Origin of the sequence: Rhodanobacter sp. KK11, from assembly GCF_033345435.1 — a bacterium.
Taxonomy (GTDB): Bacteria; Pseudomonadota; Gammaproteobacteria; order Xanthomonadales; family Rhodanobacteraceae; genus Rhodanobacter.
Map to the genome: position 1 here is coordinate 164,817 of NZ_JAWPMI010000005.1, position 16,474 is coordinate 181,290.

The 16,474-nt window shown below is 68.3% G+C and carries 14 protein-coding genes; 4 read left to right on the top strand and 10 right to left on the bottom strand.

The window, feature by feature from the left end; genetic code table 11:
* Positions 1 to 4: 4 nt before the first annotated feature.
* On the bottom strand, positions 5 to 907 hold the full coding sequence (locus tag R5H19_RS14215; RefSeq protein ID WP_318159682.1) for an Hsp33 family molecular chaperone HslO: 903 nt from the start codon (positions 905 to 907) through the stop codon (positions 5 to 7).
* A gap of 98 nt (positions 908 to 1,005) precedes the next feature.
* Between R5H19_RS14215 and mtgA the strand changes: the two genes are divergently transcribed.
* Positions 1,006 to 1,749: a monofunctional biosynthetic peptidoglycan transglycosylase gene (gene mtgA / locus R5H19_RS14220; RefSeq protein ID WP_318159683.1), complete on the top strand. Its 744-nt coding sequence runs from the start codon at positions 1,006 to 1,008 to the stop codon at positions 1,747 to 1,749.
* A 98-nt stretch (positions 1,750 to 1,847) separates the two neighbouring features.
* Positions 1,848 to 2,276, top strand: coding sequence for a CBS domain-containing protein (locus R5H19_RS14225; RefSeq protein WP_318159684.1), 429 nt, complete (start codon positions 1,848 to 1,850; stop codon positions 2,274 to 2,276).
* 26 nt (positions 2,277 to 2,302) lie between these two features.
* Here R5H19_RS14225 and R5H19_RS14230 read toward each other — a convergent pair whose 3' ends face one another.
* A complete protein-coding gene (locus R5H19_RS14230) occupies positions 2,303 to 3,565 on the bottom strand; it encodes an MFS transporter (protein WP_318160201.1) in 1,263 nt (420 codons plus the stop codon).
* A gap of 117 nt (positions 3,566 to 3,682) precedes the next feature.
* Here R5H19_RS14230 and R5H19_RS14235 point away from each other — a divergent pair, with 117 nt between their 5' ends.
* Positions 3,683 to 5,281, top strand: coding sequence for a choline dehydrogenase (locus R5H19_RS14235; protein ID WP_318159686.1), 1,599 nt, complete (start codon positions 3,683 to 3,685; stop codon positions 5,279 to 5,281).
* An 88-nt stretch (positions 5,282 to 5,369) separates the two neighbouring features.
* Here the strand turns inward: R5H19_RS14235 and R5H19_RS14240 are convergent, their stop codons facing one another.
* Entirely contained in the window at positions 5,370 to 7,262 is a 1,893-nt protein-coding gene (locus R5H19_RS14240) for a M48 family metallopeptidase (RefSeq protein ID WP_318159688.1), read from the bottom strand.
* Positions 7,263 to 7,309: 47 nt separating this feature from the next.
* Positions 7,310 to 7,897 (bottom strand): LemA family protein, encoded by a 588-nt coding sequence (locus R5H19_RS14245; RefSeq protein WP_318159689.1) that lies wholly within the window; start codon positions 7,895 to 7,897, stop codon positions 7,310 to 7,312.
* Positions 7,898 to 7,952: 55 nt separating this feature from the next.
* On the opposite strand from R5H19_RS14245, the gene R5H19_RS14250 reads away from it, so the two are divergent.
* Positions 7,953 to 9,263 carry a serine hydrolase domain-containing protein gene (locus R5H19_RS14250; RefSeq protein WP_318159690.1) on the top strand — a complete coding sequence of 437 codons (1,311 nt, stop codon included), beginning with the start codon at positions 7,953 to 7,955 and terminating at the stop codon, positions 9,261 to 9,263.
* A 71-nt stretch (positions 9,264 to 9,334) separates the two neighbouring features.
* Here the strand turns inward: R5H19_RS14250 and R5H19_RS14255 are convergent, their stop codons facing one another.
* The 6 genes from R5H19_RS14255 to cysD all read right to left on the bottom strand — a co-directional run bounded on the left by R5H19_RS14255 (position 9,335) and on the right by cysD (position 16,424).
* Entirely contained in the window at positions 9,335 to 10,381 is a 1,047-nt protein-coding gene (locus R5H19_RS14255; protein ID WP_318159691.1) for an energy transducer TonB, read from the bottom strand.
* A 369-nt stretch (positions 10,382 to 10,750) separates the two neighbouring features.
* Complete coding sequence (gene metJ, locus R5H19_RS14260; protein WP_318159692.1) at positions 10,751 to 11,287, bottom strand: met regulon transcriptional regulator MetJ; 537 nt, start codon at positions 11,285 to 11,287, stop codon at positions 10,751 to 10,753.
* 691 nt (positions 11,288 to 11,978) lie between these two features.
* Complete coding sequence (gene gcvH, locus R5H19_RS14265) at positions 11,979 to 12,374, bottom strand: glycine cleavage system protein GcvH (protein ID WP_318159693.1); 396 nt, start codon at positions 12,372 to 12,374, stop codon at positions 11,979 to 11,981.
* Positions 12,375 to 12,465: 91 nt separating this feature from the next.
* On the bottom strand, positions 12,466 to 13,566 hold the full coding sequence (gcvT, locus tag R5H19_RS14270) for a glycine cleavage system aminomethyltransferase GcvT (protein WP_318159694.1): 1,101 nt from the start codon (positions 13,564 to 13,566) through the stop codon (positions 12,466 to 12,468).
* Between the two features lie 75 nt (positions 13,567 to 13,641).
* Positions 13,642 to 15,507, bottom strand: coding sequence for an adenylyl-sulfate kinase (gene cysC / locus R5H19_RS14275; RefSeq protein WP_318159695.1), 1,866 nt, complete (start codon positions 15,505 to 15,507; stop codon positions 13,642 to 13,644).
* A complete protein-coding gene (gene cysD, locus R5H19_RS14280) occupies positions 15,507 to 16,424 on the bottom strand; it encodes a sulfate adenylyltransferase subunit CysD (RefSeq protein ID WP_318159696.1) in 918 nt (305 codons plus the stop codon). The genes cysC and cysD overlap by 1 nt, the downstream gene beginning before the upstream one ends.
* Positions 16,425 to 16,474 lie beyond the last annotated feature (50 nt).

The following is a 16,474-nucleotide window of genomic DNA, read 5'->3' on the forward strand; positions in this document are numbered from 1 at the left end:
CGCCTCACTGCGCCGCCGAGCCCGCGGCGCCGGGTGCCGCGCCGGTGCTTAGCAGGTGCTCGGCGTCGATGCGGTCGAAGTGATAGCGCTGCGCGCAGAACTCGCAGACCACCTCGATTTCGTCGCCGTGGGCGGCCAGCGCCGCCTCCACTTCCTTGCGGCCGAGCGAGCGCAGCATCGAGGTCACCCGTTCGCGGCTGCAGCTGCAGCCGAACGCCAGCGCGCGCGGCTCGAACAGGCGCACCGACTCCTCGTGGTAGAGCCGGTACAGCAGTTGCTCCGGCGCGGTGGCCAGCAGCTCCGGTGCCCCCAGGGTGGCGGTCAGGTGCAGCACGCGGTTCCACGCGTCGTCGTCCTGCACGGCGTCACGGCCGCCCTCGCCCGGCATCTTCTGCAGCATCAGGCCGACCGCCTGGCCGCCGTCGGCGGCCAGCAGGATGCGCGCCGGCAACTGCTCGGACTTCGTGAAGTAGCCTTCCAGCGAACCGGCCAGGTCGGCGTGCCGCAGTTCGACCAGGCCCTGGTAGCGCTGGCCGCGGTCCACGTTGCCGATGGTGATCGCCATGACTGCGTCGGCCAGCGCGTCCAGCGCCAGCGGCGCGGGCAGCGGCTCGTTCCAGCGCGCCAGTCCGCGCAGGCGACCCTGGTCGCTGCACTCGGCAAACAGCAGACGCAAGGCGCCCGAGCCCTTCAGTTCGATCGACAGTGCGCCGTCCAGCTTGATGCTGCCGGTCAGCAGCGCACTGGCGGCCAGCGCCTCGCCCAGCAGGGCGTGCAGCGCCGTCGGATAGTCGGCACGGCCGGCCACCTCGCGCCAGGCCGGCCCCAGCCGCACCAGGGCGCCGCGCACCCCGGCGCGTTCCAGCAGGAAGCGATGCAGCACGTCGTCGACAGGCAGGTTTTCCACGGCAGGAGGTCTCGTTGAGGTCAAGCGGCACAGATGGGGGCGCGCTGGCTTGCGGACAACGCCCCTTATACTGGCTGTGTCTTCCCGCGCACATTGCCATGCCGCATCCGTTTCGACGACACCCTCGCCTGAGCCGCCTGTTGCGCGCGCTGGCGATCCTGCTGCTGGGGTGGCTGGCGCTGAGCTGGCTGGTGGTGCTGGTGCTGCGCTTCGTGCCGCCGTGGACGTCGGCCGTGATGCTGGAGCGTCAGCTCGGCGCCTGGGTCCACGGCGAGAAGGATTTCCGGCTGCGCCAGCACTGGGTGCCGTGGGAGCAGGTATCGGGCTGGGTGCCGCTGGCGATGGTGGCCGGCGAAGACCAGAAATTCCCGTACCACCACGGCTTCGACCTCGACTCCATCCAGGACGCGCTCGACGCCGCCGACGACGGCCGCCGCCTGCGCGGCGCCAGCACGATCAGCCAGCAGACCGCCAAGAACCTGTTCCTGTGGAACGGCCGCAGCTTCGTGCGCAAAGGGCTGGAAGCGTACTTCACCGTGCTGATCGAGCTGACCTGGCCGAAGCGGCGCATCCTCGAGGTTTACATGAACGTCGCCGAGCTGGGCAACGGCATCTACGGCGTGGGCGCGGCCAGCGAGGCGTATTTCCACACCACGCCGGCGCAGCTCGGACCGGCCCAGGCTGCCCGTCTCGCCGCGGTGCTGCCCAGCCCGCGGCGCCTGCATGCGGATCGGCCCAGTGCCTACGTGCTGCGCCGTGCGCAGTGGATCCAGCGACAGATGTACCAGCTCGGCGGACCCGGCTACATCGAAGGCCGCGTGCCGCCGCATGCCGCGCGCTGAGCACCGCGCGGCCGCTTTACAACTCCACTACACGCCGGCCCGGCGGCGGCGCTAGACTCGCTGCAGACGGCCCGTCCGGGCCGCTGGGAGACCCAAGCATGAGCCAGGTCAAACATCTGCTGCAGGGCAAGGGCAACGCGATCTACAGCATCGAGCCGGATGCACCCGTACTCGAAGCGATCAAGCACATGGCCGAACACCGGATCGGTGCGTTGCTGGTGATGCGCGGCGAGCAGCTGGTCGGCGTCATGTCCGAACGCGACTACGCACGCAAGGTGATCCTGCAGGGCCGCTCCTCGTCGCAGACTGCCGTGTCCGACATCATGAGCGGCACCCCGCTGACGGTGAGTCCGGACACCGACGTGTTCGACTGCATGCGCCTGTGCACCGACAGTCGCGTCCGCCATCTGCCGGTGGTGCAGGACGGCAAGGTGGTCGGGGTGATCTCGATCGGCGACCTGGTCAAGGCGGTGATCGACGCGCAGGCCGAGCAGATAGAACACCTGCAGCGCTACATCACCAGTTGAGGTTCGGGATGCGGGAAAGCATCGGCTCAAGCCGATGCTTTCGTGCCCTCGCCGACGGGCACGTGTTCGTCCGGCGCCAGGTCCGGCGACCAGCCGGCGCGCCTGGCCACCACCGCCGCCAGCGCGGCGACGCCGGCGCCGGCCAGGGCCAGGCCGCCGATGCCCCAGCCCAGCAGGCGCAGACCGCTCACCGCGCTGGTCACCACCACGTCGCCGAAGCGCCACACCGCGGTCTCCACGAAGTTCTTGCCCTTGTAGCGCGTCTCGCGCGGCACCCGCGTGTACAGCGCATCCACCGCCGGCTTGGTCATGCCGTAGGCGAAGCCGCGCGTGATCACCTGCATCATGGCCAGCAGCGGCACGCCATGGCCCCACAGCCACACGTTGCCGTCGCCGAGCCATGCGATCGCCCCGAGCAGCATCACATTCACCAGCGCCGGCAACAACAGACCCCAGCCCGGGCCGTGGCGGATCAGCAGCCAACGGGTCAGGCTCACCTGCATGACCGCGCCAAAAATGTTCGTCACCAGATCGAGGTTGCTGTAGAACGCGGTGCGCGCCACGGCATCGGTGAAGTTCGCCTTGGCGTAATCGGCCACCAGCGCATAGGTCAGCGTGCCGATACCGTCGCCGAACAACATCAGCAAGGCCATGTAGCGCAGGAACGGGCGCGACCACAGTTCCTTGATCCCGGCCCACAATGAACCACCGACGGCCTCTTCGCCGTGACTGCCCGGTTGGCGGGCGTGGCTTGCCGAAAGGCGGAGCAACAAGGCCAGCGACAGCGACAGCGACAGCGCCGAGACCAGCAGCAGCGGCGCCACGCCGATCAGTTGCACCAGCAGCCGGGACAGCCCCGGGCCGAACACCGCCCCGCCCATGCCGCCCAGCGCAACCAGCGAGAACACCCGCCGCGCCTGGCCGCTGGTGAAGATGTCGGCCATGAAGCTCCAGAACAGCGACACCACGAACAGGTTGAACACGCTGACCCAGACGAAGAACAGCACGCCCAGCTCGCGCGCGCCGATGCGCTCCTGCGCCATGAACGCAGGCACGAACGCGAGCAGGCACAAAATGAAGAAACTGTAGCTCCAGCCCAGCAATTGCCGCCGCCGGAAGCGCGCCACCAGCATGCCGAACAGTGGCGTCAGCAGCAGCATCACCACGAACACCGCGCCATAGAACAGCGGCAGCGACTGCGAACCGACCGCACCGCTCAGCTGGTCCCTGACCGGTCGGATGATGTAGTACGAAGTCATCACGAAGAAGAACGCCAGCGCGGACAACATCGGCGCGGTGGCTTGTTCCACTGATGGCGGGCGGGGCAAACTCACGGGAGCATCCGGCGTGGGGCGCGGCAAGCCTAGCATGCGGCCCCACCGATCCAGTCAAGCGCGGGGAACGCCTTGGACAACTACGACTACATCATCGTCGGCGCCGGTTCGGCCGGCTGCGTGCTGGCCAACCGGCTCAGCGCCGACCCGGCCGCACGCGTGCTGCTGCTCGAAGCCGGCCCTTCGGACTGGAACCCGCTGATCCACATGCCCGCCGGCATCGCGCGGCTGGCCAACAACCGCGCGCTCAACTGGAACTACCGCACCGAAGCGGAGCCCGCACTCGAGCAGCGCCGGCTGTGGTGGCCGCGCGGCAAGACGCTGGGCGGCTCCAGTTCGATCAACGCGATGTGTTACGTGCGCGGCGTGCCCGCCGACTACGACGGCTGGGCCGAGGCCTGCGGCGATCCGCGCTGGTCGTGGCGCGAAGTGCTGCCGTGGTTCCTGAAGAGCGAGGACAACAGCCGCGGCGCCAGCGCGCTGCACGGCGTCGGCGGTCCGCTCGGCGTCGCCGACCTGCGCCACCACAACGTGCTGTCGGCCGCGCTGCTCGACGCGGCTGCGAGCGCCGGCTTCCCGCGCAACGACGACTTCAATGGGGAACGGCAGGCCGGTTTCGGGCTGTACCAGGTGACCCAGCGCGATGGCGCGCGCTGCTCCAGCGCCACGGCGTTCCTGAAGCCGGTGCGCGAGCGCGCGAACCTGCAGGTACGCACGCATGCGCTGGTCGAGCGCGTGCTGATCGAGCACGGCCGCGCCGTCGGCGTGCAGCTGCGTCGCGGCCGGCATGATGCCGAGCGGATCACGGCGAACGAGGTGATTCTCGCCGGCGGTGCGATCAATTCGCCGCAGCTGCTGATGCTGTCCGGGCTTGGCCCGGCCGACCATCTGCGCGAGCACGGCATCGCGGTGCTCGCCGACCTGCCCGGGGTCGGCGCCAACCTGCAGGACCACCTGGACATCTGCACACTCGACGGCAACCCGAACCGCGTCAGCTACGACCACCTCAACGAACTGGCCGCCGGCTGGCGCTGGCTGCGCCACCGCGACGGGCCGGGCAGCTCCAACGTGGCCGAAGCCGGCGGCTTCGTGCGCAGCCGCTACGCCGTCGACGCGCGCTGCGACCTGCAGTTCCATTTCGTGCCGGCGCTGCTCGACGACCACGGCCGCCACCGCCTGCCCGGCTACGGCTACACCCTGCATGCGTGCTACCTGCACCCGCACAGCCGCGGCCGCTTGCGCCTGCATTCGGCCGACCCGGCGCAGCCGATCGCGATCCACGCCCATTACCTCGGCGATCCGGAAGGCCACGACCTGAAGCTGATGATCGAGGCCGCGCGGTTGTCGCGCGAGATCCTCGACCAGCCCGCATTCGCGCCGTTTCGCGGCGCGCCGGTGTTTCCCGAGCGGCGCATCGGCAGCGACGCGGAGTACGTCGACTTCATCCGGCGCAAGGCGGAAACCATCTACCACCCGGTCGGCACCTGCCGCATGGGCAGCGACGATCGCGCGGTGGTCGACAGCGAGCTGCGCGTGCGCGGCGTGGACAGGCTGCGCGTGGTCGATGCCTCGATCATGCCGAGCCTGCCCACCGGCAATACCAACGCGCCCACCATCATGATCGCCGAGCGCGCCAGCGCGCTGATCCGCGGCGAAGGACGAAGCCTGTAGGAGCGCACTTCATGCGCGATGCTCTTCGTCACGTGACGAAAGGCATCGCGCGCGACCGAAGGACGTCCTTCGTGGACGAAGTGCGCTCCTACAATGGCAGCGGGCAATGCAGGCTGGCGCAGATCACCCGCAGCAGTTCCGCCTCCTCCACGCTGACCTGGCCATCGGCGTGGACCGCGCGCAGCAGGGCCTGGATCACCAGCTCCTTGGCGGTCGGACTCAGGCCGTCCAGATCGTCCAGCGCACGCTCGAACGGCGCCTGCCAGGCGGCCGGCGGCGGCGTCCACTCGATGGCCTCGCCGGGGAACGCCTGCTGCATGGCAAACAGCCATGCACGCCTTGCGCCAGCCTGGTCCGAACAACCGGCCGCGGCGACGACGGTGCAGACCAGGATCACGCTGTCGCGCGCCGCCGGAAGCTTCTTCATGCCATCGACCGGCGCGCGGCGCGGCGCACGCGCCTCGCTCAGCTGAATGCGCAGCAGCCGGGCCAGGCAGTATTCGTTGAGGTCGACCCGGCCATCCACCTTGACCAGATCGTCGAGCGCGCGCAACAAGGTCTGCTGGCGTCCGTCGGGCAATTGCCGGAGGGCGGGAAACGCCAGCGAGACCAGCGGCAGGCGCGCGATCGGCGCCAAGGCGGCGAGAACGGAAGTCTGCGCCTGCACGGCGCGCTGCACGTCGTCGCCAAACGCATCGGCGACGATCCGGCGCTGTGCCGGCTGCAGCTCCGCCTCCGATGACAGCGCCAGCGCCAGCATCACCGTCAGTGCCGACTCGGGCTGCTGCACGGCTTCGTTCAGGCCCGACGGCAGCGTCTGCTGCACGGCCGCCGCACGCTGGAACGACGGAACGGCCGCGGCCACGCCGCCGGCCAGCACGCCCGTCAGCATCGGTGGCAACGGCGACCCCGACCTGCGCGGCGCGTCGGAGGCGGCGGCCGCGGCGTTCGCCCGCGCAGGCGGTGGCGACGCCGCTTCGCGCGGCATCCCCGTCGCCATGCGCGCCAGGTCGGCCTCCTTGAAGCCTGGCTCCAGCGCGCGGATGCGCTCCAGCAGGGGCGGATGGGTGGCGAACAGCGCGTTGAAACTGCCGGCCTCGCCGAACAGCATGTGCGCCACTTCCTGCCTGTTCGCCACCTGCAGGGCGGAGCCTTCGACGTCGATCGCGATCTTCTTCAGCGCACCGGCGAGACCGTGGGTCTGGCGGGTGAACTGCACGGCCGAGGCATCCGCCAACGCTTCGCGCGAGCGCGCCACCGCGGCCTGGATCAGGCGCGCGAAGAAATGGCCGATGTAGCCGACCACCATCAGCGCGGCGCCGATCAGCAGCAGCTGGCTGCCGCCGCGACGACTGCCGCGGCCGCCGAACTGCAGCAGCTTGCGCCCCGCCACCGCCAGCACCAGGATGCCGAACAGCAGGCCCATCAGGCGGATGTTGAGCCGCATGTCGCCGTTCAGCACGTGGCTGAATTCGTGCGCCATCACGCCCTGCAGCTCGTCGCGGCTGAGCTTGTCCAGGCAACCTCGGGTCACGCACACCGCCGCATCGGAGCTCGAGTAGCCGGCGGCAAAAGCGTTGATGCCTGGTTCGTCGGCCATCAGGTAGATGTCCGGCACCGGCACGCCCGACGCGATGGCGACTTCCTCGATCACGTTGCGCAGTCGGCGCAGTGACGGGTCGCGGGTATCCGGCGGCACCGCCACCGCGCCGACGCTTTCGGCCACGGCCTTGCCGCCGGCGGACAGACTGATGATGCGGAACAGCGAGCCGAGCCCGATCCCGGCGATCACCGCGACGCTGCTGACCAGCAGCAACGGCAGGTTCGACGCGGCCGGCTCGCCGTCAGCCGGATGATGGCCCAGGGCGAGCCACACCACCGCGTCGATCGCCGCCACGATCGCGACCACCGCCAACGCGAACAGCGCCACCAGACGCCGACTGCTGCCGCGCACGCGCGCCTGTTGCGCAAAGAAATCCATGCAAGCTCCCGGAATGCGCCGCGGCGTGCGGTGCGGCGCGGCGGCGATCAGCCGAAGGAGACCTTCGGCGCCTCGCGCACGGCCGGGTTGTCGATCGCGAGCGGCTCGGCCGCGGCAAAGCCGAAGCCGTTCGCCACGAACGAGGCGGGGAAGACCTCGCGCTTGTTGTTGTAGGTCAGCACCGAATCGTTATAGGCCTGCCGCGCGAACGCCACCCGGTTCTCCGTGGATGTCAGCTCCTCGGAGAGCTGCATCATGGTCTGGTTCGCCTTCAGATCGGGGTAGGCTTCCTGCAGCGCGAACAAATGGCCCAGGGTCTGGGTCAAGGCGTTTTCGCTGCTGGCCAGCTGCTGCATCGCGGACGGGTCGCCCGGCCTGGCCTTCGCGCCGGCCAGCCCGCTGACCGCCGCATTGCGTGCCTGCACCACTGCCTCGAGGGTGCCGCGCTCGTGCGCCAGGTAACCCTTGGCCGTCTCGACCAGGTTCGGAATCAGGTCGTGGCGGCGGGTGAGCTGCACGTCGATCTGCGCAAACGCATTCTTGTAGCCGTTGCGCGAAGTGACCAGTCCGTTGTAGATCGCCACGAAGTACAAGACAATCAGAACGACGACTATCAGAAAAACGATCAGGCCCATCGTCAGGTTCCCCATTCCCACGGCGCATCCCCACGCCGAACCACGCCAGAATACCATGCAGTTTCAAAAGATCTTCCTGCTGATCGCCGGCACACTGGGGCTGGTCTGCCTGCCGATCCGGACCGCCGCGTCGCCCGCCTCCCCCGCTCCCGCCATGCTGACGACCAGCGTCGACAGCGCGCCGGAGAAGCTTCCGTCGCAGCGTGTCAAGCAGACCCTCGCGGACTACCAGCGCTGGTTGAACCGCATCGCCCAGCGTGACGCGGTGGCCGGTCTGGCCACGGCGGTGGTGATCGACGGCAAAGTGGTCTACGAAGGCACCGTCGGCTACACCGACGCCACCACCAAGCAACCGGTCACGCCGGATACCGTGTTCCGCCTCGCCTCGCTGTCGAAGGCGTTCGCCGCCACCATCGCCGGCCTGCTGGTCGACGACGGCAAGCTGGGCTGGGACACGAAGCTCGTCGACGTGCTGCCGTACTTCAAGCTGAAGGACATGCAGGCCGCCGCGCAGGCCACCGTCGGCGACATCCTGGGGCAGCGGCTGGGCCTGCCGCGCAACACCTACGACAACATGCTCGAGGGCGACACTTCGTACGAAGAGCTGGTGCGCAAGCTGGACGAAGTCGACATGGTCTGCGGCGTGGGCCAGTGCTACGGCTACCAGAACGTCGCCTTCAGCATGATCGGCGACGTGGTGCTCGCGCGCACCGGCGACTTCTTCTACCACCAGGTCGACAAGCGCATCTTCTATCCGCTGGGCATGGCCACCGCCAGCTACGGCCGCGCGGCGCTGGAATCCAGCAAGAGCTGGGCGCGCCCGCACCGTGCCAGCAGTCGGGGCTGGGTGCCGTTCGAGCCGAACGAAACCTACTACCGCGTCGCGCCGGCAGCCGGCGTCAATGCCAGCTTGCGCGACATGGAGAAATGGCTGATCGCCCAGATGGGCGGCCGTCCGGACGTGCTGTCCACCTCGCTGCTGGACATGCTGCACACCCCCGGCGTCGCCACCCCCAGCGAATTGCACGCCACGCCCTGGCGCCGCGAGCGGTTGAGCAGTGCGTACTACGCGCTCGGCTGGCGTGTCTACGAATACGGCGGCGAGACCCTGATCTACCACGCCGGCGCCGTGGCGGGTTATCGCACCATGATCGGCTTCTTCCCGAAGTACCGGGCCGGCGTGGTCACCCTGTGGAACTCCACCGGCCCCACGCCCAGCGGATTGATGCCGATGGTGTTCGACGACCTGCTGGGCCTGCCGCACGTGGACTGGGCCAACCTCGACCGCGCCGCCAAGCCGGCGGCGGCAAAGCCGAAGGCAAAGCCGAAGGCGCGCGCGCAGCGCCGCGCGCCGCGTCACCGTTGAGCCGCAATCGGCCATGAAAAAGGCGGCGCATGCGAGACATGCGCCGCCGGGTTGTCGCCGTCACGCCGGAATCAGAGCTTGAACTCGATCCGCTGCTGCTTGACGCTGGACACGGCCACGCCGTCCTTCATCGCCGGGTTGAAGCGATAACGCTCCACTGCGTCGATGGCGGCACGATCGAAGACATGGCGCGGCTGCGACTCGACCACCTTCACGTCGCTGGTCTTACCGTCGGGATCGACGGTGAACGACACCACCACCCAGCCCTCCTGGCGTGCCCGCATCGCGGCCGTGGGGTAGCGCGCCGCCGCCCCCTTCACCAGCACCGCCGCCACGTTTGCGCCAGCCGCACTGCCGCCGTCCGCCGCCGGGCTGCTGCCGTCGCCCGCCGCCGTGTTCGCCGCCGTGTTCGCCGAAGCCTGCTGGCGCGATGCCTGCGCAAGGCGTGCCTGCTCCGCCCTCTGCTGTTCGGCCAGCTGGGCCTTCTGCTGCTCGGCCAACTGCTCCGCCGCCTGCTTGTCCGCCGCCGCCTTCTGGGCGGCCAGTTGCGCGGCCTTTTCCTGATCGAGCGCCAGTTGCTGTTGCTTGTCCAGCGTCTTGCGCTGCGCATCCAGCTTGGAACGCAGGATGGTCAGGGTGAAGTTGGCCGGATCGGCTTTTGCCAGCAGGTCGATCTGGCGTTGCGCTTCGCTGAAATCGCGCGAGTTGATCGCCTGCTCGGCCGAGGTGGCCGCGAACGGGAACGTCTCGCGCAGCGCATCGGAAGCCACCTTGTTGCCGGGCTCCTTTTCCAGCACGCGCAGGTAGAACTCGAACGCGTTGTTGCCGGTCGGCGCCAGGTAGCGCTGCTCGTTCATCGCGGTGCGCGCCTCGGCCAGCAGCTGGTTGACGTCCATCGCCCCCACGTTGGCCGGCGGTGGCGCCGTCCGCGTCGCGACGGCAACCGGCGTGGACGGATGGCCGCCGGAGTCGGCCAGGACCAGTTCCTGGTGCGGCTGGATGATCAGAAACCATGCGCCTGCGGCGAGCAGGGCGAAGATGGCGATGATGGCAATGACCAGCGGCCGAACGGCCCCGCGCGCATGCCGATGCGTAACAGATATGTATCGGGTATCCATGGTCTCTCACTGAGTGTCGACAGATACCCGCGCTTTTTCCCCCTGTCGATCCAGGAGCGGCAAATCCCCGGATTCGCCGCGGCGCGGATGTGCAGAAGGTAACTCCAACCACGCAGCACGGCAAATGACACGCATGCCTGCGGCGACCGGCAGAAATCCGTCGCCGGAAGCCGCCGCGCGGGGCGCCGGAAAAACGGGGCGGACGGGCAAGGGGAGGTACGGCGCGCGGCGCGAAAGGATTTTCCGTCCCCTGAAACGAAGCGTCCCGGCCAGGCCGGGACGAAGGCTTCTCGAAGTGCTCTCCCCGCGCTGGGCACCGCGGGGAGAGAAGTCGACGGCTTGTCTTATTGTAGGGTGTTGCGTGTCGCCTTACTTCTTCGCTTTGGCCTTCGCGGTCTTGGTGGCCTTCACCACCTTGGCCGGTGCAGCTTTCTTGGCGGCAGCCTTCTTCGGCGCAGCCTTCTTCGCGACCTTCTTCACAGCAGCCTTCTTGGCGGCCGCCGGCTTCTTGGCGGCCGCTTTCTTGGCGGCCGGCTTCTTCGCAGCAGCCTTCTTGGCGGCCGGCTTCTTGGCAACCGGCTTCTTGGCGGCGGCCTTCTTCACGGCGGGTTTCTTGGCGGCGGCCTTCTTGGCAGCCGGTTTCTTTGCAGCGGATTTCTTGGCAGTGGCCATGGTTCGTCTTAGCTCCTCATCAGTTGGCAGTGGTTGCCCAGTAAAAGCGTGCAGGAACGCCTCGACCAACACATCGCTGTTGGTGGCGTGCCGAAGGTTGTTCACTTGGCGGTGAGTGCGCAAATCGGAAAGCCGCCGCAGCACATGCAGCGGAATCGAGACAGTGATCTTGCGTACTGCATTGGCCTTTTCACCGTGCTCGACATACGGCTTGATGAATTTCGTTGTTGCCATAAAACGCATTCCCCGTGATCTGTTGCGAAAGCTATCCCCGAAGATTTCGGCTGTCAATTGATTTCAGTCATTAAATCAACCCGCCCCGCCCCGCCCCGAACCGGCCCAAAGCCTGCCGCAACAAGGCTTCCGGGGCAATTTGGCATATCATCAAATAGACGTCTAAACGTCTAAATAGTTTTTTATCGAAAATATGGCATAACCCGGAAACCCTTGGCACACAAGGGTTTCAAGGCATGCGCCAGACGACAAAGCACAAAGCGACCAACACAAGCCACCTTCCGCGCAAGGCGAATCCCACCCCGAAAGACGGCTCTCGGCAGATGAACGGAACACGACCGAGCTGGGCCGGATCGCATCCCGGAACGGACAAGAAATTTTTTCCCGCGGCCCATGCCCACGCCCCGGCGAAGGCGCGAACGGGACGTGCGGCGCCTCCGCCCACTCTCCCTTCAGAGCATCGATACGACGTCATTCCACGCGCGCCTGCATCGACGAAGACGCACCTGGGTGACGCGTGCGTCGAGGTGATTTCATCGGGACGCGCGGCAGCGCATCTGCGGGCAACCAGCCACGGCATGCGCGGGAGGGAAATACCCGAACGCACGACGCAGACGACGCATCGCGCTCCCCGGAAACGGCGCCGGCCGCACTGGGCGGCCGGCAGGGTCGAACATGATCGTGGGTGAGCTCAGTGGTCTTCGTTCTCGATCAGCTCTTCGTACTCGTTCGCGTCGAGCAGCTCGTCGAGCTCGGCGCGGTCGCTGGGACGCACCAGGAAAATCCAGCCTTCGCCGAAGGCGTCCTCGTTGATGGTCTCGGGCTTGTCGTTGAGCAGCTCGTTGACCGCGACGACCTCGCCGGAAACCGGCGAGTAGATGTCCGAGGCCGCCTTCACCGATTCCACCACGGCCGCGCCGCTACCCGCCTGCACGGCGGAGCCGACTTCGGGTAGTTCGACGTAGACCAGGTCGCCGAGCTGGCCCTGCGCGTGGTCGGAGATGCCCACCCGGACCAGGCCATCGTCTTCGGCGCGGGCCCATTCGTGGGACTTGAGGAATTTCAGATCGCCGGGAATCTCGCTCATGATCGGGGTCCAGTCGTTGGGTTGGTTCGGGTTACCGGCGTGATTCTAGCGACATCCGCCGGGGGAAGAATGTACCGCGACGCGATGCCGCTCAGATTCCTTCGCAGGGTTTGCCGTCGCGCACGAACGGGTATTTCACCAGGCGCACCGGCACGTCGCGGCCGCGGATGTCGACATGCACCTCGCCCGGCTCGCCGGCCGGGATGCGCGCAAACGCCACCGCCTTGTTCAGGGTCGGCGCGAAACTGCCGGAAAGGATCTCGCCCTCGCCGTTCGCGGTCAGCACCTTCTGGCCGTGGCGCAGCACGCCTTTCTCGTCCAGTACCAGGCCGACCATCACGCGCGGCACGCCGGCGGCCTTCTGCTGCTCCAGCGCGGCGCGGCCGATGAAGTCGCGGCCTTCGTCCAGTGCGACGGTCCAGCCGAGGCTCGCCTCCCACGGCGTGACGCTCTCGTCCATGTCCTGGCCGTACAGGTTCATGCCGGCCTCCAGCCGCAGCGTGTCGCGCGCGCCGAGACCGGCGGGCGCCACGCCCGCGGCGGCGAGCGTTTCCCACAGTGCGACGGCATGCTCGACCGGAACCATGATCTCGAAGCCGTCCTCGCCGGTGTAGCCGGTGCGCGCCACGAACAGTGGCATGCCGTTCGGACCCTGCGCCGCCGCGGCGGTGAACTTGCCCAGCTTCTCGATGCGCGCGCGATCCACCTCGTGCAGCAGGCCCAGCACTTTCGCGCGCGCATGCGGGCCCTGCACCGCGATCATGGCGAACTCGGGACGCTCCTTCACCTGCACGTCGAACGTCTTCGCCTGATTTTCGATCCAGGCCAGGTCCTTGGCGCGGGTGGCGGCGTTGACGACCAGCCGGAAGAATTCCTCGCCGAGGTAGTACACGATCAGGTCGTCGATCACCCCGCCGCGCTCATTGAGCATGCACGAGTACAGCGCCTTGCCGTGCACCTTCAGCTTGTCGATGCTGTTGGCCAGCAGGTGGCGCAGGAACTCCCGGGTGCGCGTGCCGTGCAGGTCGATCACGGTCATGTGCGAGACGTCGAACATGCCGGCATCGCGGCGCACCGCATGGTGCTCCTCGATCTGCGAGCCATAGTTGATCGGCATGTCCCAGCCGCCGAAGTCGACCATGCGCGCGCCGAGCGCACGATGGGTGGCGTTGAGTACGGTCTTCTCGGTCATCGCGGGGCGCCTTGCGGGTGGGAGTCACGCATTATCGCCGCCGGCAGCGGGCAATCCAAGCTGCGCCGCGGCGGTTCAGCCCGCCACGGCGGCCAGTACCCGCGCCACGACCTGCTCGGCCAGCTGTTCGGCGCGCAGCCTGCCGCCCGGCAGGTGGATCTCCGGCGCCTCGGGCCGCTCGTACGGCGCGTCGATGCCGGTGAAATTGCGGATCGCGCCGGCGCGCGCCTTGCGGTACAGGCCCTTCGGATCGCGCCGCTCGCACTCTTCCAGCGGCGTGTCCACGAACACCTCCATGAACTCCGCCGCGGCGAACAGCTCGCGCGCCGAGCGCCGCTCGCTGCGATACGGCGAGATCGCGCTGACCAGCACGATCAATCCGGCATCCACCATCAGGTGTGCCACCTCCGCGATGCGGCGGATGTTCTCCACGCGGTCCTGCGGGGTGAAGCCCAGGTCGCGGTTGATGCCGTGGCGCACGTTGTCGCCGTCGAGCAGGTAGGTATGGCAGCCCAGTGCGTGCAGACGGCGCTCGACCAGGTTCGCGATGGTGGACTTGCCGGCGCCGGACAGGCCGGTGAACCACAGGCACAGCGGCTGCTGGCCCTTGCTGGAGGCGCGCACGCCCTTGTCGATGTCGAGATGCTGCCAGTGCACGTTGGCCGAGCGGCCCAACGCGAAATCCAGCATGCCGCAGGCCACGGTGGCGTTGCTCTGACGGTCGATCAGGATGAAGCCGCCCAGCGTACGGTTGTCCGCGTACGCCTCGAACGCGATCTCCTCGTCCAGGCCCAGCGTGCAGTAGCCCACCTCGTTCAGCAGCAGCTTCCGCGCGGCGAGTTTCGCCTGGCTGTCGACGTCCACCTTGTGCTTGATCGACATCACCCGCGCGTTGACGGTGCGCGTGCCGAGCTTCAGCCAGTAGGTGCGGTTCGGCAGCAGCGCGTTGTCGCCCAGCCACAGCAGGTGGCAGGCGAACTGGTCGGCCACCGGCACCGGGTGCAGCGCGTCGGCGATCACGTCGCCGCGGCTCACGTCGATCTCGCGGTCCAGGCACAGCGTCACCGCCTGGCCGTCACCGGCGCTGTCGAGGTCGCCGTCGGCGGTGACGATGCGCGCGATGCGCGCGCGCTGCACGCCGGGCTGCACCAGCACCTCGTCGCCCCTGGCCACGCGGCCGCCGCAGATGGTACCGGCGTAGCCGCGAAACGACTGATCGGGCCGGTTCACCCACTGCACCGGCAGGCGGAAATCGCCGTCGCGCAGCGGCGCGGCGTCGGCCGACTCCAGCAGTTCGAGCAGGCTGGGGCCGGTGTACCAGGGCATCCGCGACGAGCGCGTGCCCACGTTGTCGCCGTCCGGCGCGATCACCGGCAGGCACTGCACCTCGGCGATGCCCAGGCTCTGCGCCAACTCGCGGTAGGCTTCGGTGATGCCACGGTAGACCGCCTCGTCGCAACCGACCAGGTCCATCTTGTTCACCGCCAGCAGCACCCGGCGGATGCCCAGCAGCGCACATATATAGGTATGCCGGCGGGTCTGCGGCAGCAGGCCCTTGCGCGCGTCCACCAGCACCACCGCCAGCTCGGCGTTGGAGGCGCCGGTGGCCATGTTGCGGGTGTACTGCTCGTGGCCGGGGCAGTCGGCCACGATGAAGCTGCGCCGTGCGGTGTGGAAGTAGCGGTAGGCGACGTCGATGGTGATGCCCTGCTCGCGCTCGGCGTCCAGGCCATCGGTGAGCAGGGCGAAGTCCAGCGCGTCGCCGGCGTCGGGGTGCAGCCGGCGACTGTCGCGCGCGAGTGTGGCGAGCTGATCGTCCGGCACCGTGCCGGCGTCGTACAGCAGGCGGCCGAGCAGGGTGCTCTTGCCGTCGTCCACGCTGCCGCAGGTGATGAAGCGCAGCAGACCGCGGCTGGCTTCGGTGGCGGTGCTGCTGGCCATCAGAAGTAGCCCTCCTGCTTCTTGCGCTCCATCGAGGCGGCGGGGTCGTGGTCGATCACCCGGCCTTGCCGTTCCGAGCTGCGCGACTCGGCCATCTCGGCGATGACCTCGTCCAGCGTGGCGGCGGACGATTCCACCGCGCCGGTGAGCGGGTAGCAGCCCAGCGTGCGGAAGCGCACCAGGCGTGTTTCCACTGCCTCGCCCTCGCGCAGGGTGAAGCGCTCGTCGTCCACCATGATCAGCGCGCCGTCGCGCGCCACCACCGGGCGCGGCGCGGCGAAGTACAGCGGCACCACCGGGATGCTCTCGCGGCGGATGTACAGCCAGACGTCCATTTCGGTCCAGTTGGACAGCGGGAACACCCGCACGCTCTCGCCCTGGCGTATCTGCGTGTTGTACGTGTGCCAGAACTCCGGGCGCTGGCGCTTCGGGTCCCAGCGGTGCTGGCCGTTGCGGAACGAGAACACGCGTTCTTTCGCGCGCGACTTCTCCTCGTCGCGGCGCGCGCCGCCGATCGCCGCGTCGAAGCCGTGCTGGTCCAGCGCCTGCTTCAGCGCCTGGGTCTTCATCACGTCGGTGTGCACGGTGGCGCCGTGGGTCAACGGCGAGATGCCCTGGCGCACGCCGTCCTGGTTGATGTGCACCAGCACCTGCACGTCACCGGCCGCCGCCACCCGCTCGCGGAACGCGATCATCTCGCGGAATTTCCAGGTGGTGTCCACGTGCAGCAGCGGCAACGGCGGCTTGGCCGGGAAGAACGCCTTGCGCAGCAGGTGCAGCAGCACCGAGGAATCCTTGCCGATCGAATACAGCATCACCGGGTGGCGGAAGCCGGCCGCCACCTCGCGGAAGATGTGGATGCTCTCCGCCTCGAGTTCGTCGAGGTGCGAGCATGCTGGTGCGTTGTCTGTGCCCATGCGCGGAACCGTGGCTGGCCTTGCGCGGCGCGCCATCGCGCGTCGGTCAT